At 70.3% G+C, this 21,320-nt stretch carries 19 protein-coding genes and 1 pseudogene; 16 read left to right on the top strand and 4 right to left on the bottom strand.

Features of this window, described 5'->3' with window-relative positions:
- Positions 1-20: 20 nt before the first annotated feature.
- Positions 21-680: a hypothetical protein gene (locus E3D03_RS02625; protein ID WP_263565683.1), complete on the bottom strand. Its 660-nt coding sequence runs from the start codon at positions 678-680 to the stop codon at positions 21-23.
- Positions 677-1,291, bottom strand: coding sequence for a DUF4255 domain-containing protein (locus tag E3D03_RS02620; RefSeq protein WP_263565682.1), 615 nt, complete (start codon positions 1,289-1,291; stop codon positions 677-679). Before E3D03_RS02620 ends, E3D03_RS02625 begins: the two co-directional genes overlap by 4 nt.
- Before the next feature lie 492 nt (positions 1,292-1,783).
- Between E3D03_RS02620 and E3D03_RS02615 the strand changes: the two genes are divergently transcribed.
- From E3D03_RS02615 to E3D03_RS02545, 15 genes and pseudogenes are all read left to right on the top strand, one after another.
- Entirely contained in the window at positions 1,784-2,086 is a 303-nt protein-coding gene (locus tag E3D03_RS02615; protein WP_062562849.1) for a hypothetical protein, read from the top strand.
- A 1-nt stretch (position 2,087) separates the two neighbouring features.
- The gene (locus E3D03_RS02610; RefSeq protein ID WP_263565681.1) at positions 2,088-4,124 is read left to right on the top strand and encodes an ATP-binding protein; all 2,037 of its coding nucleotides are present in this window, start codon (positions 2,088-2,090) and stop codon (positions 4,122-4,124) included.
- A 322-nt stretch (positions 4,125-4,446) separates the two neighbouring features.
- A pseudogene (locus E3D03_RS02605) lies at positions 4,447-5,403 on the top strand (ABC transporter ATP-binding protein).
- Between the two features lie 162 nt (positions 5,404-5,565).
- A complete protein-coding gene (locus tag E3D03_RS02600; protein ID WP_263565680.1) occupies positions 5,566-5,904 on the top strand; it encodes a hypothetical protein in 339 nt (112 codons plus the stop codon).
- 224 nt (positions 5,905-6,128) lie between these two features.
- The gene (gene glf / locus E3D03_RS02595; RefSeq protein ID WP_263565679.1) at positions 6,129-7,274 is read left to right on the top strand and encodes a UDP-galactopyranose mutase; all 1,146 of its coding nucleotides are present in this window, start codon (positions 6,129-6,131) and stop codon (positions 7,272-7,274) included.
- A 98-nt stretch (positions 7,275-7,372) separates the two neighbouring features.
- Complete coding sequence (locus E3D03_RS02590; RefSeq protein ID WP_263565678.1) at positions 7,373-7,762, top strand: hypothetical protein; 390 nt, start codon at positions 7,373-7,375, stop codon at positions 7,760-7,762.
- A gap of 257 nt (positions 7,763-8,019) precedes the next feature.
- Entirely contained in the window at positions 8,020-8,538 is a 519-nt protein-coding gene (locus E3D03_RS02585; protein ID WP_263565677.1) for a glycosyltransferase family 2 protein, read from the top strand.
- Positions 8,502-9,020: a hypothetical protein gene (locus E3D03_RS02580; protein WP_263565676.1), complete on the top strand. Its 519-nt coding sequence runs from the start codon at positions 8,502-8,504 to the stop codon at positions 9,018-9,020. The genes E3D03_RS02585 and E3D03_RS02580 overlap by 37 nt, the downstream gene beginning before the upstream one ends.
- Positions 9,021-9,030: 10 nt before the next feature.
- Positions 9,031-10,305: a glycosyltransferase family 2 protein gene (locus tag E3D03_RS02575; protein ID WP_062562856.1), complete on the top strand. Its 1,275-nt coding sequence runs from the start codon at positions 9,031-9,033 to the stop codon at positions 10,303-10,305.
- Positions 10,306-10,778: 473 nt separating this feature from the next.
- Positions 10,779-11,411 carry a GntR family transcriptional regulator gene (locus E3D03_RS02570; protein ID WP_062562857.1) on the top strand — a complete coding sequence of 211 codons (633 nt, stop codon included), beginning with the start codon at positions 10,779-10,781 and terminating at the stop codon, positions 11,409-11,411.
- A gap of 119 nt (positions 11,412-11,530) precedes the next feature.
- Positions 11,531-12,508, top strand: a complete 978-nt coding sequence (gene bioB / locus E3D03_RS02565; RefSeq protein ID WP_263565758.1) for a biotin synthase BioB — start codon at positions 11,531-11,533, stop codon at positions 12,506-12,508.
- Positions 12,505-13,629 (top strand): 8-amino-7-oxononanoate synthase, encoded by a 1,125-nt coding sequence (locus E3D03_RS02560; protein WP_263565675.1) that lies wholly within the window; start codon positions 12,505-12,507, stop codon positions 13,627-13,629. Before bioB ends, E3D03_RS02560 begins: the two co-directional genes overlap by 4 nt.
- Positions 13,626-14,237: a dethiobiotin synthase gene (bioD, locus tag E3D03_RS02555; RefSeq protein ID WP_263565674.1), complete on the top strand. Its 612-nt coding sequence runs from the start codon at positions 13,626-13,628 to the stop codon at positions 14,235-14,237. The genes E3D03_RS02560 and bioD overlap by 4 nt, the downstream gene beginning before the upstream one ends.
- Positions 14,234-15,481, top strand: coding sequence for an adenosylmethionine--8-amino-7-oxononanoate transaminase (locus E3D03_RS02550; protein WP_263565673.1), 1,248 nt, complete (start codon positions 14,234-14,236; stop codon positions 15,479-15,481). Before bioD ends, E3D03_RS02550 begins: the two co-directional genes overlap by 4 nt.
- Complete coding sequence (locus E3D03_RS02545; protein WP_263565672.1) at positions 15,468-16,454, top strand: beta-ketoacyl-ACP synthase 3; 987 nt, start codon at positions 15,468-15,470, stop codon at positions 16,452-16,454. The genes E3D03_RS02550 and E3D03_RS02545 overlap by 14 nt, the downstream gene beginning before the upstream one ends.
- A 51-nt stretch (positions 16,455-16,505) precedes the next feature.
- Here the strand turns inward: E3D03_RS02545 and torT are convergent, their stop codons facing one another.
- Entirely contained in the window at positions 16,506-17,588 is a 1,083-nt protein-coding gene (gene torT, locus E3D03_RS02540) for a TMAO reductase system periplasmic protein TorT (RefSeq protein ID WP_263565671.1), read from the bottom strand.
- 76 nt (positions 17,589-17,664) lie between these two features.
- On the opposite strand from torT, the gene E3D03_RS02535 reads away from it, so the two are divergent.
- Positions 17,665-20,487 carry an ATP-binding protein gene (locus tag E3D03_RS02535; protein WP_263565670.1) on the top strand — a complete coding sequence of 941 codons (2,823 nt, stop codon included), beginning with the start codon at positions 17,665-17,667 and terminating at the stop codon, positions 20,485-20,487.
- On the opposite strand, the gene E3D03_RS02530 is transcribed toward E3D03_RS02535, so the two are convergent.
- Positions 20,484-21,188 carry a response regulator gene (locus E3D03_RS02530; protein ID WP_263565669.1) on the bottom strand — a complete coding sequence of 235 codons (705 nt, stop codon included), beginning with the start codon at positions 21,186-21,188 and terminating at the stop codon, positions 20,484-20,486. The genes E3D03_RS02535 and E3D03_RS02530 overlap by 4 nt on opposite strands.
- Positions 21,189-21,320 lie beyond the last annotated feature (132 nt).

Genomic DNA, 21,320 nt, shown 5'->3' with positions numbered 1-21,320 from the left:
TCTCCTTGGCTATGGCTTTGCTAGGCCAGCGCGAAAATCACCCGCGCCACCGTCTGCGGGAGGATGGTGAAGTTCGGTCCGGCGAAATCCGCGCCCGCGGTGGCGGGCAGGAAGCTGCCCGACAGGATCGGGCGGATGGCGCCGCCGGGGATGCGCGCCTCGATGGTCAGGGGCACCCGGCCGGATGCGTCCAGCGGCAGCGCGCCGGGCGGCAGGAACAGGAATTCCCCGGCCGCGTCGCTGCGGGTCATGCGGTCGAAGGGCCGGCCCTGGCGCGCGATGCGAATCTCCAGGCCGGCGGCGTCCGCGCCGCGCAGCTGGCCGCGCACCCCGGTCGTGCCGGGCGCCACCTCGGCGCCGGCGGTCGGCCAGAGTTCGTGCTCGATCATCTGCGCCGGGGTAGCCAGCGGCAGCGTCACCTCGGGGTCGGCGGCCTCCCAGCGGATCCAGCCGGACTGGCTGCGCTGGAAGGGGTCGCGCCACAGGATCCGCCTTGTGCCCGGCTCTGCGCCCAGGAAGCGATAGCTGCCGTCGGCCTGGCGGGCGCCAAGGCCGTCGGGGCGCCGCACCGGGCGGGCATGGTTTCCCGACAGCCGCACCGGCAGTTCCTGCGGCACCGGCCGGCCGCTGAAATGGTCAAGGAAGCGCACGGCGAGCGAGAGAACATGCGTCACGGTCATGGCACCGTCTCCAGCATCGCTTCCCTGGTGGGCGGGGCCTGCGGGACGTCGGTCGGCTCCAGCGCGGCGACGCGGACGCGATAGACCAGCGACAACCGATAGCCGAGCTTGGTCGCGTCCCAGATGCGGTAATGCCCGTCGACGGGCAGCGTCTCCATGACGATCTGCAACCCGTCCTCGGGCGACCAGACCGGCAGGCCGGGAACCTCGAACAGGCTGCTGCGGTCCAGCTCGGCATTGTCGTAGAAGGCTTGCAGCACCGCGCCCAGAAGCCGCGCCTCGTCCTGCGTGGCAGGCAGGTCGCCGATGACGTCGTCGGTGGCGCGCACGCCCCAGGCGGTGACCAGATAGCACAGCTCCAGCGGCAGCGGCTGGCGGCCCAGCGTGCCGTTCGCCAAGACCCGGCGCGGATTGCCGCGCATCTCGGCATTGCCGGCGATCTGATAGAGAAACAGCGAGACGAAAGGGTCGGTCGTATCCGCCAGCGAGGGAAAGGCCATCGGCGTGACGACGCCCACGCCGACATTCGGAATGCCCAGCTGGGCGACATGGCGCTCGACCAGCCCGACCAGCGTCTGCCCGGTATTCTCGATGACCCGCCAGTCAGCCATGCTGGATGTCCCGGTCTGTCAACACGACGATTCCTCCGAGCCCGAATGATGCCGGCTCAGGATCATGCTGCCCGAGGCGCCGGGGTCGGGGCAAAGCCGGCGACGGTTCAAAAACGGTCCAAGCCGGCCCGGGCCTTGCCCGCCGGGGCCGGCTGCGGTCGGCGGATGAAAGGACGGACCCGCCGGTCCGGATCCCGGGACGGGATGCGATCCAGACCGGCGGGGGAATGAAATCCGGACCTCCGCCCCGGATCGGCGCCGTCGGGCCCGTGCGGCGGCCGGGGAAACCGGGGCTTCGGCGGGATCTGCATCCTCCGCCCGGCTTGCGGCATCGGAAGGATGCGGCCGGTCGCGGCCCCGGACGGCGCGCGGCGGGGGCGATCCGGGCATTCTTTCCCGCCGGATGAACCTTCGCGGACATTCCCTGTCGCGACCCCAGCGCCCAGGATCGGCCCCGTAGGCTTGCGGAAAGGGCTGCCAGTGCGACTCGGGATGGATCTCGCCGCCGCGCCGACCATGCTCCGGTCGATCATCGAAAGCGCCGTCGCCGAGATGTCCGACGCCGAGGTGGTGCGCCTGCCCTCTGACGGGCCGTTCGACGCGGTTCTGGTCTGCATGGAGACCCCCGACCCGCAGGCCCTGCCGGCCGTGCAGGCGGACCGGTTCGTGGTCGTCCCGCGCCGGGGCGACAGGCTGTGGATCTTGACCACCGGAAAGGTGCAAAGGACGATGGAGGACGTATCAACCGCGACGATCCGGGCCTGCTTGCGCCAGGGTCCGTCCGAGGTGTCCTGAGATGCTTCGCGCGCGGCGCGTGTTCGGCGCAGGCCGTCCGGTCCCGCCTTCCAGTTCGGGCGCGGCGGCGCCGGCGGCATTGTCCGAGCTTGACGCCTGGCTTGCCGCACGGGTCTTGGCGTCGGGCCAGGCCTTGCCGCCCGAGCGCGCCGCCGCGCTGCAGCGTGCCGCCGGCGCGGCCCGGCTTCGCGCCACGGGCAGGCCGCATCTGCCGGGTCTCGACCGGATCGCCGCCGCCTTCGGCCTGGACGATCCCGAATGCGACATGCTGTTGGCCGCCGCCCTGGTCGAGGCGAGCGCCGGGGCGGCCCGGCTGATCGCCCTGATCGAGCCGGGCGGCGCGCGGCGGCTGGTGCTGGGCCAGCTGGCCGCGCTGGGGCTTGAGCCTGCGGATTTCATCGCCCGGCTGCGGCCGGATGCGCCGATCGTGGATTTCGGGCTGGTGGCGCTAAGGGGCGAAGGCCCGCTGGTCACGCGCGAACTGGCCATGCCGCCGGACGTGACGGCGGCCATTCTGGGCCTGCGCGGTGCCTGCGCGCTGCCCCTGCGCCCGCTGGGCGACGAGGACCGCAACCGCCCGCTGCCGCCGGGCGTCGCGGATCGCACCGCCGCGCTGATCCGCATGCTGGCGCGGCGCGAGATCCCGGGCGCGCCGCTGATCGTCGTGACCGGGACCGAGGACAGCGGGCGCCGCGACATCGCCCGCGCCGTGGCCGCGGCGCTGCGGCCTTCCGCCGTCGAGGCGGTGCTGTCCGATCTGGCCGAGCCGGACCGCCAGGTCGCCCTGCGCCGGACGGCGCGGATGCACGATGCCGTCGCCATCCTTGGCGATCCCCAGCCGGCGATGCTGGGTCCGACCTTGCGCGGCCTCGACGGCCCGGTGATCGTCATCGCCCCGCCCGGCGCCTTCGCGGCCGTCGCCGCCTGCTCCGACCGGCCGGTCCTCTCGCTCGACGTGCCGCGCAGCAGCGTGGCCGAGCGCGCCGAGCTGTGGCGGCAGGCGATCCCCTCGGTCGTGCCCGAGGACCACACCCGCATCGCCGAGCGTTTCGCCTTCGGCCGCGCCGGGATCGGCCGGGCGCTGCGGCTGGCGCTGACCTCGGCGCGGATCGAGGGCCGCAAGGTCCCGAACGCCTGCGACCTGCTCGCGGCCTGCGACCAGCTCAGGACCGCCGAGTTCGACGGCTCGGCGCAGCGGTTGGGCTGCCCTTTCTGCCGCGACGATATCGTGCTGCGCCGCGAGACCGAGGCCGAGCTGGACCTGGCCATCGCCTGGGCGCGGCACGGAAGCCGGCTCTTCGCGCCGGACGGGCCGGGGGCGGGGCTGAAGGCCGGGCAGGGGCTGGCCTGCCTGTTCAGCGGCCCGCCCGGCACCGGCAAGACCATGGCGGCGCAGATCGTCGCGCGCGAGGTCGATTTCGCGCTTTACCGCATCGACCTCAGCCGGGTGATCGACAAGTTCATCGGCGAAAGCGAGAAGCGCCTGGCCGCGCTGTTCGACGAGGCCGAGCGGTCGCGCGTGGCGCTGTTCTTCGACGAGGCCGACGCCTGTTTTGGCAAGCGCACCGAGCTGCGCGACAGCCACGACCGCTATGCCAATATCACCATCGACTTCCTGCTGCAGCGGCTCGAAAGCTTCGAGGGGCTGGCGATCTTGGCGACCAACCTGGTCGGCAACATGGACGACGCCTTTCTGCGGCGCATCCGGGTTCGGGCCGAGTTCGGCCCGCCCGGCCCCGCCGAGCGCCTGCGGATCTGGCAGCGGCTGCTGCCCGCGCCCGGGATGCGGTCGGAGGACATCGACCTTGCCATCCTGTCGGACGGTTTCGAACTGGTCGGCGGCGAGATCCGCAACGCGCTCTACACCGCGCATCTGCTGGCCGCCGGCGAAGGCGGGATCCTGGCCATGCGGCATTGCGTGAAGGGCCTGTGGCGCGAGCTTGCCAAGATCGGCCGCCTGCCGGACCGGACCCGGCTCGGCCCCTGGCAGCATCTGGTGGCGGAGGAGGCCGGCCGGACGCGCTTCGCGGGACGCTAGGCCGCAGTCGCGACTGCGACCGGCGGTGGAGTGTTCGGCACGAGCCGGACGAAACCCGGTTGATCGGACAGACCAAGGCGCCGCAACAATGGCCTGCCGGCAGTGAAATAATCGCACACAACCATTCAAATAATTAGAACAAAACATATGAATTTATATAATTGTAAGCACCGGTCTGGCCTCGATATTGTAACAGGAACCGCATGAGGAGGTCTGCGGCAGGCCAATATTTCAGTCAGCGCTCGACACACAGTCGGGGCATGTCGGATCGATCCGGCATCCCGCCGACCGATCATGAGAGCATTGGCGGTCGGAAGGGTGAATGCAGCACGCGGTGCGTCTGGAGAATGTCGATATCAGTTTCGGCGGGATGGGAAGAACCGTGTTCCGCGCGGTTGCCGGCGCCAATCCGGGCGTTGCAAAGGGCGAATTCGTCGCCATCGTCGGGCCGACCGGCTCGGGCAAGTCGACGCTGCTGAACGCCGCCGCCGGCCTGCTGAAGCCCTAGGCCGGGACCGTCGAGATCCAGCGCCAGCCGCTCGAGGGCCTCATCAGGCGCGCGGGCTACCTCTTCCAGGCCGATGCGCTGATGCCGTGGAAGACCGCGCGCGACAATGTGGCCATTGCGCTGGAAATCTCGGGCACAGCGCGGCGCGAGGCCCTGGAGCGGGCCGAGGACTGGCTGGAAAAGGTCGGGCTGAAGGGTTTTGGGCACCGCTATCCGCACATGCTTTCCGGCGGCCAGCGCAAGCGCGTCGCCATGGCGCAGGTGCTGATCCGCGACCCGGAAATCCTGCTGATGGACGAGCCCTTCGGCCCGCTGGACGCGCAGACGCGGCTGATCATGGGCGACCTGCTGCTGGACCTGTGGCAGCAGGACCGCAAGGCGGTGATGTTCGTCACCCACGACCTCGAGGAGGCCATCGCGCTGGCGGATCGGGTGGTCATCATGTCGACGGGGCCGGACGCCAAGCTGATCAGGGATTTCACCATTTCGTTGGCGCGGCCGCGGGACGTGTCCGAGATCAAGCTCTCGCCCGAGTTCCAGGAGCTGCACCAGCCTTCTCGCCGTCGGCATCCGCTCGGCCGAGCTGACCGCCTTCGTCTCGCCGCGCGCCGTGCCGCAGATGCGCGACGCGGCCGAGCTGGTGCGGCATTTCCGCGGCCGGTCCGGCCTGCGCTTCAGCGCGCTGGCGCCGAACCTGCGCGGCGCCGAGGCCGCCATCGAGGCGGGGATCGACGCCGTGGTGCTGTTCGCCTCGGCCTCGGAAAGCCATAACCGGAAGAACGTGAACCGCTCGCGCGCCGACTCGATGGCCGGGTTTCAGCAGATCGCGCGCATCGCCGAAGGGTCCGGGGTCGCGCTGCATGGCGCCATCGCCACGGTCTTCGGCTGTCCCTTCGAAGGTGACGTGCCCATAGGCAACTGGTCGAGCAGGCCATGCGGTATCGCGACATCGGTATCGCGCGGATCACCCTGGGCGACACCACCGGCATGGCGACGCCGGGCAACGTGCTGCCGGCGCTCGACGCCTTGCGCAAGGCGGTCCCCGAGGTCGCAATCGCCTTGCATTTCCACAACACGCGCGGCGTCGGCCTGGCCTGCGCCTATGCCGGCCTGCTGCACGGAATCCGCGATTTCGAGGCGAGCGTGGGCGGAATCGGCGGCTGCCAGGGCAAAATGGCACTGACGCGCGCTCATGATCCCCGCGACCGGTCTATTTCCAAGGCCCCGAGGCCGGAAGCACCGGCCCCCGGGGCGCGGATAAAGAGTGCATGATCCGGCCTCGGGACCAGAGCTGCAGGGCGATGCAGGGCGCCGCGGAAAGCAGCGCTCTGGTGGCATGTCCGGATCCGCCGCCGGAAGTATACACGATTGCAATGGTAGATAATCAGGCTAGTTTACGCCCGGCGGTGTCGCGCCGCCCGGGCCGCGATCGGCAGGCTATCTGCCGTGCCGGCCGTGTCATGACCAGGCGCGGGACGGCGGCGAAAGGAGCAGGGATGAAGATACTTCTGGTCGGGGCAGGGCTCTCTGGCGCGGTCATCGGGCGGGAACTGGCGCTGGCGGGCCACCAGTGCCATATCGTCGACAGCCGCGCCCATATCGGCGGCAATTGCTACACGGAACGCGATGCCGACAGCGGCGTGATGATCCATGTCTATGGCCCGCACATCTTCCATACCGACGATCAGCAGGTCTGGGACTATGTGACCGGCTTCACCGAATTCGTGCCCTTCCAGAACCGGGTCAAGACCACGTCGCAGGGGGCGGTCCATTCCCTGCCGATCAACCTGCTGACCATCAACCAGTTCTTCGGCAAGACCTTCCGCCCGGACGAAGCGCGAGAGTTCCTGCTGGAAAAGGCCGATACCGCCATCGAGACCCCCCGCAACTTCGAGGAACAGGCGCTGCGCTTCGTCGGGCGCGAACTCTACGAGGCGTTCCTCAAGGGCTATACCGAAAAGCAATGGGGCTGTTCGCCCCGGGACCTGCCGGCCAGCATCCTCAAGCGGCTGCCGGTGCGCTTCAACTATGACGACAACTATTTCTTCCATCGCTTCCAGGGCATGCCGCGCCACGGCTATACCGCGCTGGTCGAGGCGATCCTGGACCGGCCCGGCGTCTCGGTCTCGCTGCGCACCCCCTATCGGCCGGAGATGGCCGCCGATTACGACCATGTCTTCTGGTCCGGCCCGCTGGACGGGTTCTTCGGCTACAGCCTCGGGCGGCTCGGCTATCGCACGCTGGATTTCCAGCGTTTCGAGCATGACGGCGATTACCAGGGCTGCGCCGTGATGAACTATGGCGACCGCGAGGTGCCCTATACCCGCATCACCGAGCACAAGCATTTCGCCCCTTGGGAAGAGCACCGCAAAAGCGTCTGCTATCGCGAGTTCAGCCGCGCGGCCGGCCCGGACGACATTCCCTATTACCCGATCCGGCTGGTGGACGAGATGACGCTGCTGGAGCACTATGTCCGGCTGGCCGAGGCAACGCCGGGCGTGACCTTCGTCGGCCGGCTGGGCACCTATCGCTACCTCGACATGGACATCACCATCCGCGAGGCGCTGGACACGGCCGCCGATTTCCTGAGGCGCCTTGCCGCTGGCCGGGAACCGGCCCGCTTTTCCCGTCCGCCGATCTGACCCCGGCGCCGCACAGGACCCCTCGCGATGAACTGGACTATGCCGGCGCGCTGGCCGAAGAGGGCCAGCATGCGGAAGCGGCCGAGCTGATCCGCGCAGTGGTCGCCCGGAACCCCGGCGCGACCATCAGCGTGCCGGTGATCCGGGCGCTGGCGCACTATGCCGAAACCGGCGGCAGCCCCGACTCGGTGGCCGACCTGATCGCGCCCTATGCAACGGCCGCGCCGCGTCCGCGCGAGGCGCAGCTGCTCTATGCCCGCTTCCTGCGCCACAGCCGGCGCTTTGACGAGGCGTTCCGCGCGCATGACGCCTTCATGCAGGGCGGGCCCTTCTCGGCCCAGGGCTTTTTCGAACGCGGGCTGATCTTCGAGGCGCTGGACCTGCCCTATATGGCCGAGTCGAGCTATCGCCGCGCCCTGGCTGAAGACAAGGGCTTCCACAGGGCGGCGCAGCGGTTGCACCTGATCGAGGCCCGCGGCAAGGGTTGAGCCCGCCCTCCGGTCGCGTCGCAATCGGAAGCGTCCCTCGGCATCTTGGCGCGGCCGGCTCCGTCGCAACCGTTTTCTTCTCTCGCGACCCGGAAATGCAGCATGCATTTCCACGAAACGGTCCGGCTTTGGAATGGAGGCAGGGCGGATGCGGGGTTACATCTGGTGCAATCGTTAACGCCGGATCGCGCAATGTTCTGCCGGGCCCCAGGTCTCGCCGGAAAGACGCGCGCAGATGGGCCGACAAGGAGGCTGTCATGTCATTTGCCGTTCCGCTTGCATCTTCCCGGCCCATCGACCTGTCGATCATCGTTCCGGTCTACAACGCCCGGCACCATCTTCGGCCGCTGGTCGAGACCTTCCTTGGCCTCGACAGGCTTCATTGCGAGATCCTGCTGGCCGATGACGGCTCGTCGGACGGCAGCGCCGAGGAGATCGAGCGGCTTGCCGCCGCCATTCCGCAGGTGACGGCCCTGCACAATCCCGCCAACCTGGGCGCGGGTCATGCGCGCAACCTGGCCTGGCCGCATGCGCGCGGCCGCTACACGCTGTTCTTCGACGCCGACGACCGGCTGCATGGCGAGGCGATCGCGCCGACGCTGGCGCGGATGGACGCCGAGCCCGACATCGACACCGCCATGCTGGCCTATCGCTATCAGCGCGATGCGATCGGCGGCTTTACCGAGATGCTCTATGCCGACCAAAAGATCGCCGAAAGCTATCTCAGGGCGCGCCCCAGGTGGTGGCCCCGCTGGACGAGATGGCGGCGCTGCTGAAATTCACCAACTATCCCTGGAACAAGATCCTGCGCACCGCGCATTTCCGCGAGACGGGACTGCGCTTCGGCGCGACCAAGGTGAACAACGACATCCTCGGGCACTGGTATTCGCTGCTCTTCGCGCGCCGGGTGCTGCTGGGCAGCCAGGTGATCTGCACGCATATCGTCTATCGGGGCGGCCAGAACCTGACCAACCGCTTCAGCGCCGACCGGCTGCAGATGTTCGACGCGCTGGATGAGACCTATGATCTGCTGCTGGCGCACCCGGCGCTGCGCCGCCGCTTCGTCCACCATTTCTGGGGGCTCTGCGCCACGCTGGCACAATGGGGCCGCCGCCGCGTCGATGCCGGGCATCGGCTGGAATTCGAAAGCCGCTATCGCGATCTGATCAGCCGCATGGAGATCGAGGATTTCGCGCGCATGCGCCTGGTCCAGGCGCCGCAGATCGCGGATCGCTTCGTCAAGGAACTCGTCGGATAAGGGAACGGACGTGCCCAAGGTTTCCATCATCGTCACGGCCTATGACATCGAGCGCTACATCGCCGAATGTCTGGGCTGCATCACCCGCCAGACGCTCGAGGATATCGAGATCATCGTCGTCGACGACGGATCCGGCGACTCGACCCCGCAGATCATCCGCGACTTTGCCGCCCGCGATGCCCGCATCCGCCCGATCCTGCTGCCGACCAACAGCATCGGCGGCGTCGCCACGGCGGCCAATGCCGGCATGGAGGTGGCGACCGGCGACTTCATCGGCTTTGCCGATGGCGACGACCGCTATGCCCCGGAGATGTTCGAGACGCTGTGGCGCGCCGCGACCGAGGCCGATGCCGATCTGGCGATGAGCCGCTACATGCTGCTCGACGAGGCCGACGGCAGCCTGAAGGAGCCGGCCGAAACCGAGCGCTGGTCGCCTTATCCCCGGGCCACCACACTCGACCTGACCCCGGCCACCCGGCGCGAGATCCTGCGTTTCATCTCGGTGCCCTGGCGCAAGCTTTACCGCCGCGACCTGGTCGAACGCGCCGGGCTTCGCTTCCCTGTCGGGGATTTCTTCTTCGAGGACAACCCGTTCCACTGGATGGCGGTGATCGAAGCCGAGAGGATCGCGCTCGTGCCCGAGCGGTTGTGCGAGCACCGCGTCGCCCGCGCCGGCCAGACCATGGCCACCGTGGACGAACGGCTGCTGCGCATCTTCCGGCACCATGACATCATCCGCGACTGGCTCGACGGTGCCGGTTACCTGGACGAATACCGTGCCGACCTGCTGCAATGGGTGGCGGGTCAGCTGTCCTGGGTCAGCATGCGCGCCCAGGGCGGGATCCGCCGGGCGCTGTTCGACGTCCTGGTGCCGGTCATCGCGCAATATGGCGACGAACACCTGGCCGATTTCGCCGCCGTCAACGGGCAGGGGCGCAGCACGCAAATGCTGCGCGCGCTGAAGGCCCGGGATTTCGCCGGGTTCGGGAAGGCCGCCGGCTGGGATGCGAAAGCGCCCGGGCGACGTCCCTCGCTGCTGCGCCATGGGCTTTATCACCTGCGCCACAGCGGCCTGCGCCAGACCGCCGCGATGACGAAAAGGGTGATCGTGAACCGGCTGGGACTGCGTCGACAGGCAGCCCTGCGAACCGACCTGTCCAACGAGGATCTGATGCTGGCGATGGTGCTGCTGCAGCGCGAGCTTCATGAGATCCGTGCCGAACTGGCCGCGCTGCGCCGCGAGGTCCCGGTCAGCTATCCAGCCATGCGCAGAATGAAGATTTGAGCCCCTCACCGGGGTCAGTTCGTCCGCTGCGTGGCGTCGCCCGCGGGGATGCGGCACGCTGGCGGCGCCTTCCTGCGACAGGGACGCCCTCGGCCTGGGCCTCGGCGATCAGCGTCTTGGCTGCTCGGGATCAGGATCCGGCCCGGACGGTTGCATGATGCGCAAGGGCGCGCCCTGCGCCATGACCGACATGGCGAAAAGGCTGCGGCTATGGCGATGGCGCCCATGGCCGCCGCCCGGAGGGAGAGGCATGTCCGCGATCCTTGACAAGGCCCGGGACCGCCCGCCGTGCCGCGTGCTGCAATGCCTTGGGCGACAGCCCGTTCGCACCGGTCAGGATCGTCCGTCCGGGTCATCCGGCTGCGCTGCGGGCACGACTGTCCCATCGGCTTCGGGCAAGCCCGCGCGCCGGGCTTGAGCGGCCTTGCGTCTCAAGCTAGGTCTGACCGGATTGCCCTCATGCGCAGGACCGGATGACCCGCTCGCCCGACCCCACCCTTGCCGACCGCGTCTTTGCCGCCCTGTCCCGCCAGATCGAGGCGGGCGAACTCGCCCCCGGCCAACGGCTGCGCCAGGACGAGATTGCCGCCGCATTCGGCGCCAGCCACGTTCCCGTGCGCGAGGCGTTCCGGCGGCTCGAAGCCGAGGGGCTGGTGGAATCGCTGCCGCGCCGGGGCGTGCGGGTGGCCATGGCCGACCGTGCCGCCCTGGCCGAAGCCATCGAGATGCGCGCGGCGCTGGAGGCGCTGGCGCTACGCCACGCCGCCGAGGCCTATCCGCCCGGCCACCTGGCGGCGCTGGCCGCGGCCGATCACGCCTGCGCGCGGGCTGTCACCGCGGCCGAATGGGAGGCGGCGAACCAGAGCTTTCACAGCCTCCTGCTGCAGGGCTGCCCGATGCCGCGACTGATGCAGACCATCGAGCGGCTGCAGCTTTCCGCCAGCCGCATGGCCCGCCAGCTGGGCGCCGCGCATCCTCTGGGCCTGCCGCGCGAGAACCGCGACCACCGCGCCATGCTCTCGGCCCTGCAAGGGCGCGACATCGACTTGGCCGCGCAGATCCTGTCCCGCCACATCCGGCGCGGGTTGCGGCTAAATTATAGATAATTTATCCGATCTGCACGCAGGAATGGACACGCGGTAGATTTCTCGGCACAAATTGGCGCGGGAATCAGAATTTTTATAGATAATCTCCCGCATCGAGAGGGAGAGCCATGCCGAAAGACCTGCCGCGCACCGCCCTGCGGACCGACTGGACCCGCGCCGAGGCCGAGGCGATCTATCACCAGCCCTTCATGGACCTGCTGTTTCAGGCGCAGAGCGTGCATCGCGCCCATTTCGATCCCAACCGGGTGCAGATGAGCCGCCTTCTGTCGGTCAAGACCGGCGGCTGTGCCGAGGATTGCAGCTATTGCAGCCAGTCGGCGCGCAATGGCTCGACCCTGCCGGCCTCGAAGCTGATGCCGGTCGAGCGGGTGCTGTCCGAGGCACGCAAGGCCAAGGCGGCGGGCGCCACGCGCTATTGCATGGGCGCCGCCTGGCGCGAGCCGAAGGACCGCGACATGGCGGCGATCGAGGCCATGGTGCGCGGGGTGCGCGCGCTGGGAATGGAAACCTGCATGACGCTGGGCATGCTGTCCGACGCCCAGGTCTTGCGGCTGAAGGAGGCGGGCCTGGATTACTACAACCACAATATCGACACTTCCGAGGCGTTCTATCCCCAGGTCATCACCACCCGCAGCTTTGCCGACCGGCTCGACACGCTGGCGCGCGTGCGCGAGGCCGGGATCAAGGTCTGCTCCGGTGGCATCCTCGGCCTGGGGGAAACCGCGGGCGACCGCATCGACATGCTGCTGGCGCTGGCCACGCTGCCCGAACACCCGCAAAGCGTGCCGATCAACATGCTGATCCCGATGGCCGATACGCCGCTGGCCAAGGCGGATCCCGTCGATCCCTTCGACTTCGTGCGCGTGGTGGCCCTGGGCCGCATCCTGATGCCGGCCAGCCACATGCGCCTGTCGGCCGGCCGCACCGGCATGAGCGACGAGATGCAGGCGCTGTGCTTCCTGGCCGGCGCGAATTCGCTGTTCATGGGCGATACGCTGCTGACCGCCGCCAACCCCGCCGAGGACCGCGACCGCCGGCTGTTCGACAGGCTGGGCCTGCGCCCCGAGGCGCCGGCCGGCGACAGCACCGAAGCATGAGCCCGCTCGACGGCCAGCGCGGGCTGCTGGAGGCCTTGGCGCAGCGCCGGCGGGCGCGGGCGTTGCAGCCGGTTTCGGGCGCGGATTTCGCCTCGAACGACTATCTGGGGCTGGCGGGGTCCGATCTGCTGCGCGAGCTGGCGCGCGATGCGCTGGACCGCGGCCATGCCCCCGGCGCCGGCGCGGCGCGACTGCTGCGCGGCAACCATGCGGCATTCACGGCGCTGGAAGCGGCGGCGGCGCAGCATTTCGGCAGCGGCGGCGCGCTCTATTTCGGGTCCGGCTACGGCGCCAATCTGGCGATCTTTTCCGCCCTGCCCGCCGCGCGCGATCTGGTGCTGCACGATGCGCTGATCCATGCCAGTGCGCTGGACGGGATGCGGCTGGGCCCGGCCGAAACCCGCAGCTTTCCGCATAACGACCTGGATGCGGCGCGGGACGCCCTGCGGCGCTGGCAGGCCGAAGGCCGGCGCGGGCAAGCCTGGCTGGCGGTCGAAAGCCTTTACTCGATGGACGGCGATTTTGCCCCGGTTCAGGCGCTGGCCGATCTGGCCACCGAAGAGGGTGCCTTCCTGATCGTGGACGAGGCCCATGCGACCGGGATCTGGGGCCTGGGCGGCCGGGGCCTCGCCGCGCCCTGGGCGGCGCGGGAAAACGTGATCACGCTGCACACCTGCGGCAAGGCTCTGGGCGTGCAGGGCGCGCTGGTCTGCGCCGATCCGGTGCTGATCGCCACGCTGGTCAACCGCGCCCGCAGCTTCATCTATTCGACCGCGCCCGCGCCGCTGCTGGCCGAGGTCCTGCGCGGCGTCATTGCCCAACTGGCCGCCGATTCCACCCGCCGCGATGCCCTGCTGGCGCGGGTGGCACGGGCGGGCGATCTGGCGCGCGGCATCGGCCTCGCGCCCTCGGGCAGCCAGATCCAGCCGGTCGTCCTGCCCGGCGATGCCCGCTGTCTTGCCGCAGCCGCGCGGTTGCAGGCGCTGGGTTTCGACATCCGCGCCATCCGCGCGCCCACCGTCCCCAAGGGGGCCGAGCGGCTGCGCCTGTCGCTGACCCTGAACCCGGACGAGCCGGCGCTGGCCGCCGTCTTTGCCGCGCTGCACGAGGTGATCCGATGACTGCTTTCGTCGTGACCGGGACCGATACCGGCATCGGCAAGACGGTGTTTGCCGCCGCCCTGGCCGCCCGTCTGCAGGCCAGCTACTGGAAGCCGGTGCAGTCCGGGCTGGAGGACGAGACCGACAGCGAAACCGTCGCCCGCCTGTCCGGCCGCCCGGTCCTGCCCGAGGCCTGGCGGCTGGCGCTGCCCGCCTCTCCGCATCTCGCCGCCGCGGCCGAGGGTGTCGCCATCGACGCGGCCGCCCTGACCCCGCCGCCCGTTCGGCCGCTGGTGATCGAGGGCGCGGGCGGGCTGATGGTACCGCTGAACGACCGCGCCAGCTTCCTTGACGTCTTTGCCCGCTGGCAGCTGCCGGTGATCCTCTGCGCCCGCACCGCGCTGGGAACGATCAACCACAGCCTGCTGTCCATCGCCGCGCTGCGCGCCGCCGGGGTGCCGCTGCATGGCCTGGCCTTCATCGGCCCCGCGGCGCCCGAGGTGGAAACGACCATCTGCCGCATGGGCGAGGCCCGCCGCCTCGGCCGGCTGCCCCTGCTGCAAGACCTGAACCCCGGCAGCCTGCGCGCGACCTTTGACGCCTGCTTCCCCGTGGACTGCTTCGCATGAGCCCGATCTGGCACCCTTTCACCCAGCACGCGCTGTTTCCGGCCATGCGCCCGATCGCCAGCGCGCAAGGCGCCTGGCTGACCGACGCCCAAGGCCAGCGCGTGTTCGACGCCATCTCGTCGTGGTGGGTGGTGACGCATGGCCATTGCCATCCGCATATCGTGCAGGCGATCCGCGACCAGGCCGGGCGGCTGGACCAGGTGATCTTTGCCGGCCACACCCACGCCCCGGCCGAGCGCTTTGCCGAAAAGCTGCTGGCGCGCCTGCCCGACGCCCTGACGCGGCTGTTCTTTTCCGACAGCGGCTCGACGGCGGTCGAGGTGGCGATCAAGATGGCGCTCGGCCATTTCCGGCACCGGGGCGAAGGGCGCCACCGCATCGTCGTGCTGGCAAACGGCTATCACGGCGATACCGTCGGCACCATGTCGGCGGGCGAGCGCGGGGTCTTCACCCAGCCCTATGACCGGCTCCTCTATGCCGTGGACCGCATTCCCTTTCCCGCGCCGGGGCAGGAACAGGCGACCCTCGACGCGCTGGAGCGCTTTGCCCGCAACCCCGAGACCGCCGCCCTGCTGCTGGAGCCGCTGGTGCTTGGCGCGGGCGGGATGCTGTTCTATTCCCCTGGCGTCCTGGCGCAGATGGCGGCGCTCTGCGCCCGCCACGGCGTGCTGCTGATCGCCGACGAGGTGATGACCGGCTGGGGCCGCACCGGGCGCTTTCTCGCCTGCGACCATGCCGGCGTGGTTCCCGACATCCTGTGCCTGTCCAAGGGCATCACCGGCGGCCACCTGCCGCTGGCCGCCACGCTGTGCCGCGAAGAGATCTACCAGTCGCATTTCTCGACCGACCGGCGGCGCACCTTCTTCCATTCCTCGAGCTATACCGCCAATCCCATCGCCTGCGCCGCCGCGCTCGCCAATCTGGAATTGTGGGAAACCGAGCCGGTCCAGGACCGGATCGACGCCATCGCCGCCGCACAGGCCGAGGGGCTGGCAAGGCTGGCGGCGCATCCCAAGCTCTCGGGCGCGCGGCAATCGGGCACGATCCTTGCGGCGGAGATCGGCGGCCCCGGCCATTACATGACTGAGTCCGGCCCGGCGCTGCTGCGCTTCTTTGCCGAGCGCAACCTGCTGATCCGCCCCCTGGGCAACACGGTCTATCTGCTGCCGCCCTATTGCAGCACCCGGGCCGAGCTCAGCGCCTGTCATGACGCCATGCTGGAGGCCGCCGATGTCCTTGGGTGATGCAGCGCGCGGCGTGGTCATGGCGGGCTTTGGCCACTACCTGCCCGAGCGGCGGGTCGATAATGCCGAGATCGAGGCCGATCTGAACCTGCCGCCCGGCTGGATCGCCGCGCGCACCGGCATCCACAGCCGGCACTATGCCGCGCCCGAACAGGCGGTCAGCGATCTTGCCGTGCCGGCCGGGCGGATGGCGCTGGAGCAGGCAGGGGTGGCGGCGGGCAGCATCGGCCTGCTGCTGCTGGCGACCTCGACCCCCGACCACCTGCTGCCGCCGACCGCGCCGCTGGTGGCGCATCGCCTGGGCCTTGGCGCGGGGGCGATGGACCTGGCCGGGGCCTGCGCCGGCTTCCTGCAGGCGCTGGTGCTGGGGGCGGGCCATGTCCGGGCGACCGGGCAGGCGGTGCTGGTCATCGCCGCCAATATCCTGTCGCGCCGCATCGCGCCGGACGACATCGCGACCCGCGCCCTGTTTGCCGATGCCGCGGGCGCCGTCGTGCTGGCCGCCTCGCCCGATCCGGCCAAGGGGCTGCGGGCCTCGGTCCTGCGCTCGGACGGGGCGGGCTACGATCTGATCCGCATCGCCAAAGGCGGCTCTCGCCAGCCGTTCCGCCCGGGCGACGCGGGGCTGGCGATGGACATGGCCGATGGCCGCGCCGTCTTTACCCGCGCGGTCGAAGGGATGACGACGTCAAGCCAGGCGGCGCTGCGCGAGGCCGGCCTGACCGCTGCCGGGATCAGCACCTGGCTGGCGCACCAGGCCAATGGCCGCATCCTGGCGCAGGTCGGCGCCCGGCTGGGACTGGACCGGGCCGAATGCCTGGGCACGCTGGCCCGCCATGGCAATTCCTCGGCCGCCACCATGCCCCTGGCCCTGTCGTGTCGCGCCGCCGAGGGGCCGCTGCCGACCGGCCCGATGCTGATGACCGCCTTCGGTGCGGGCCTCTTGTGGGGATCGGTCGTCTGGCAACCTTGAGGCCGCTCCGGCAAGCGGCGCGCCGATGCACGCTTCCGGCGCATGGCCGATCTAATCCTCGCCGTGATAGGAAAACCGCGCCGAGAAACTGGCCGGGGCCAGGCTGGCGTCATGGTCGAAATCCGCTGTCGTGCCGGGCGTCACGGTGACGATGGCGGGGCCGGCATGGCGGAAGGTCAGGCTGTGCTCCAGCGCGCGCACCGCCATCTCGATGCCCAGCCGGCCCTGCATCACCGGGAAATCCGTCGGCGCCGCCAGGATGCGGCCGCGCCTGATGCCGCGGAACACGCCGGGGCTGATATAGGTCGAGATGATGCCGACCCGGCCCAGCTCGCCCCGCGCCCGCAGGATCGAGATCGCCACCTCGGCCATCGGGCCGCTGCCGACCAGGTAGTCGGGCGCCGGGCCCTCGGCCAGCAGCTGCTCGACCAGCTGGGCCTGGGCCTCGCGGCCGGTGTCGCCGTAAAGCACGCTGGTCACGCGGGCGGAACTGTCGGCGATGGCGGCGCGGAACCCGTCCTCGACGAAGCCCACCCAGCCCGCGCCCCGGGGGCCGGGGAACCAGGCCACGCTGACCGGCGGGCTGCCCCTGGGGTGGCGGCGGGCCAGTTCCAGCCCGGCGGCGCGGCCCATCTCGCGCCAGGGCACGCTGGCCTTGGCGGTGATCGGCCCCGGCTCGATGTCGTTCACCACGGCGATGATCGGCTTCTGCCGCGCCAGCTCGCTCAGCACCGGAGTCAGCCCGTCATAGGAGACCGTGCCCACCACCACCGCGTCATAGCGCGGATCGGCGCAGGCGCGCAGCTGCGCGATCTGCCGCGCCGGGTTCGGATAGCCGCCGGCCTCGAACAGGTCGAAGCCGACGCCCAGCCGGCGCGATTCCTCGACCATGCCGTAATTGACGCCCAGCCAATAGGCATCCTTCAGATGCGGATAGAGCACGCAGAGGTTCCAGGGCCGCGCGGCGTGTTCCAAGGGCGCATAGTCCAGCCGGGCCGCGGGGCTGTCGTCGTGGAAGGGGCGCGAAAACACCTGCAGGGGCCAGGTCTCGGCCCGGGCCGGGCCAGCGAGCAGCAGGGCGGCGACGGCTGCAAGGGCGCGCAGGCATCGGGCTGGCAAGATGGCGGTCGACATGGCGGTGACTTCGGCCCCGGTTCCGATTAGCCTTGGCCGGCCCGCTGCGGGCATCCGGCAGGGCGGAGGGTAGTGCTTGGGGCTGTTCACGCGCAAGTCGCGATTGGGTTGGCAGCTTTTGCTGGCCTTTGTGGTCATCGCCGGCGCGCCGGGCCTGATGGGCGTGCTGGGCTGGCTGGAGCTGCGCGACCTGGCGGACCGGCAAAGCCGGCTGATCGCCCAGACCATCCCCGCCATCGCCGAGGTGCGCGGCTTTGCCGAGGAAAGCAGCCGCGTCGTCGCCATCGCCCCGGACCTGGCGGCGGTGACCGACGACCATGTCCGGCGCGAGCGCGCGGCCTTTCTGTTCGACCAGGTCGATGCGCTGCGCGACCGCATCCGGCGCTATGAAGGCACCGGCCAGCCGATCCCGGTGCCGCTGTCGCGTTCGGAATCCGAGGTGCGGCAGGGCATCGCCCGGCTGGACCAGCTGGTGCAGCGCCGGCTGGCCGCCGAGGCCGACCAGCGCCGCCGGCTGGACGAGGGGCTGACGGCCACCACCGAGCTTCTGGAGATCACCGACACGCTGGCCGCCAATGTCGAGGTGGCGGTCTCGGCCGGGGTGGCCAGCCTCTATGACCTGTGGAACCGCCGCGAGGCGCTGGCCGGGATGCTGGACAGGCTGATCGAGGTCGACCTGTTCCAGCTGGGCCAGATGTTCGAACTGCGCGGCCATGTCGCGGAAATCGCCCTGCTGCTGAACCGCATCGGCGAGACCCGCAACCAGCACGATCTGGAACAGCTGCGCGCGCAGCTGGCGGGACGGCTGGGCGTGGTGACGCGCCGGCTGGAGACGGTGCCCGACCGCAGCCGGGCCGAGCGGGCGCTGGCGCTGTTGCGCGGGATCACCCCGGCCGCGGTCTCGCCGCCCGGGACCGAGGATTTTCCCGGCCTGACCGCGCGGCTGATCGCGCTGGACGGGCAGACCGCGGCGGCGCAGGCCGAGCTGCGCGACGCGGCGCTGCGGCTCGACACGCAGGCGGCGGCGCTGGCCGACAGCATCGTCGGCCGGGCCACGCGCGCCGGCGAGGCGGCGCAGGCCGCCATCCGCCGCACGCTGATCGTCTCGGCCATCGGCTCGTTCCTGGCGCTGATGGTCTCGGCCGGGGTGGTCTGGTTCTATGTCCGCGGCAAGATCACCCGGCGGCTGGACGCGCTGGCCGCGCGCATGGGCGGGCTGCGGGCGGGCGACCTGCACGAGGAGGTGGTGCCGCGTGGCGAGGACGAGATCGCGCGCATGGAGCAGGCGGTCGAGGTCTTTCGCCTGCAGGCGCTCGAGAACCGCGCCCTGGCGGCCGAACGCGACCGCAACCTCGAGGAGCTGCGCCGGCACCGCGAGGAGCTGCGCCAGCTGGTCGATGAGCAGACCGAGCGGCTGCGCGGCGAGGTTGCCGCCCATGCCGAGGCCCGCGCCCATGCCGAGGCCGCCGACCGCGCCAAGTCGCAGTTCCTGGCCATGATGAGCCACGAGATCCGCACGCCGATGAACGGCGTTCTGGGCCTGCTGCACGGGCTGATGCAGGACGATCTGGCCGGGCGCACCCGCGACCGGGTGGTGGCGGCGCTGGCCTCGGGCGAGGGGCTGATGTCTTTGCTGAACACGCTTCTGGATGACGCCAAGTCGCTGGACGGCGACATCGCGCTGCGGCCGGCGCCCTTCGACCCGGCGGCGCTGGTGCGGGAAACGGCGATGCTGATGGCGGCCTCGGCGCAGGACAAGGGGCTGTGGCTGCGCGTCGACGCGCCGGAGTGCGGCTGGCTGCTGGGGGACGCGGCGCGGCTGCGGCAGGTGCTGTTCAACCTGCTTGCCAACGCGATCCGCTTCACCGCCGCGGGCGGCGTCGATCTGCGGCTGCGGACGGAACCGGGACCGGCCGGGGTCGCGCTGGTGCTGGAGGTCGCCGATACCGGCAAGGGCATCGCGCCCGAAGCGCAGAAGCGGATCTTCGGCCTGTTCGAGCAGGAGGATCCCGAGACCGCCCGGCGCTATGGCGGCACCGGCCTAGGGCTGGCGATCAGCCGCCGGCTGGCCGAGGCGATGGGCGGCACGCTGTCGGTGGAAAGCGCGCCGGGGCAGGGCGCGCTGTTCCGCTTCCGCGCCGGCTTCCCGCCGGCCGAGGCCCCGGCCGCTTCCGCGCCGGCCGCCCCCGCCCGCCCGCTGCGCCTGCTGGTGGTCGAGGATCACCCGGTCAATCGCATGGTGCTGGGCGGCTATCTGTCTCGGCTCGGCCACGCTTTCGCGATGGCGGATTGCGCCGAGGAGGCGCTGGCCCGGCTGGACCAGGACCGTTTCGACGCGGTGTTGATGGATGTGAACCTGCCCGGCATGTCGGGGATCGAGGCGGCGCGGGCGATCCACCGCCGCATTGAGGGCCTGCCGGTGATCGGCATCTCGGCCCATGTCCAGCCCGAGGAAATCGCCGCCTGCCATGCCGCCGGCATGGTCGAGGTGCTGTCGAAACCGCTGGCCCCGGCCGATCTGCAGCGCGCGCTGGCGACGGTCCGGCCCGGGGCCGGGCCGGTGCCGGCGGCCGTCCTGGCCCCGGCGCTGGCCGATCTGCCGCCGGCGCAGGTGGCCGTGCTGGCGCGGCTCTATCTGGACGGGATGGCCGGCGACATGGCCGCGATCCAGGCGGCGCTGGCGCAGGGCGATGCCACGGCGGCAGCGCGGGCGGCGCATCGCTGGCGCGGGGCCAGCGGCAATTTCGGCCTTTCGGACCTGGCGGCGGCGCTGGAGCGCTTTGAATGCGCCCTGGCCGATGGCACCGGCGCGGCAGGGGCGCTGTGGAACGATCTGGCGGTCCTGGCCCGGGCGGGCGCCGAAGCGATGCGGCGCGAGCTTGCCCTGCTGCCGGCCTAGCTCAGCGCGGCGGTAAAGACATAGCCCTCGCCATGCGCGGTGCCCAGGATGCGCGGCGCCTTGGGGTCGTCGCGAAGCTTGCGCCGCAACCGGCGGATCAGCACGTCCACCGTGCGCTGGCTGCTGTCGTCGACGCGGTGGGTGATATTGGCCAGCAGCCGGTCGCGGTCCATCACCACGCCGGGATTGCCGACGAAGGCGCGCAGCAGCTCGAATTCGGCGCGGGTCAGCGGCACCAGCGCGCCGGAGGTGTCGTAAAGCTGGCGCCCGGCGATGTCGAAGCGGAAGCCGGCGAATTCCACGGTGCGCCGCGCCATCTGCCGCATGGCCGCCGTGCGCCGCAAGAGGTTCTTGACCCGCGCCGCCAGCTCGCGCCGGTTGAAGGGCTTGCAGACGTAATCGTCGGCGCCCAGTTCCAGCCCGACGATGCGGTCGACCTCGTCGGTGCGGCCCGACAGCAGGATGATGCCGATTTCCGACCGCGCGCGCTGCTCGCGGGTGATCTCCAGCCCGTCCTTGCCGGTCAGGTTGATGTCCACGATCAGCAGGTCGGCCGGATCGCTGCCCAGCACGCGGTCCGCCGCCTCGGCGCTGGCGCATTCCGTGATTCGGTGGCCGAAGGATTGCAGATAGGCGGTCAGCGCCCCGCGGGTGACGGGCTCGTCCTCGATGATCACGATATGGCTGGCTCGGCCGGTCATCGGCGGTTTCCCTGGCTGCTCCCTGCATTCTGTTAACATTTTCTCACATCATTCCATAGCCTGTTCATCACATGGGCCTGACATGTTCACATCGGGATCCTAGCGTCGAAGGACGAAGGGCGGCCATGCAAC

Source organism: Paracoccus sp. DMF (assembly GCF_004407025.1).
GTDB lineage: Bacteria > Pseudomonadota > Alphaproteobacteria > Rhodobacterales > Rhodobacteraceae > Paracoccus > Paracoccus aminovorans_B.
The sequence above is the reverse complement of the archived record's forward strand: the minus strand, read 5'-3'. Positions and strand labels throughout refer to the sequence as shown.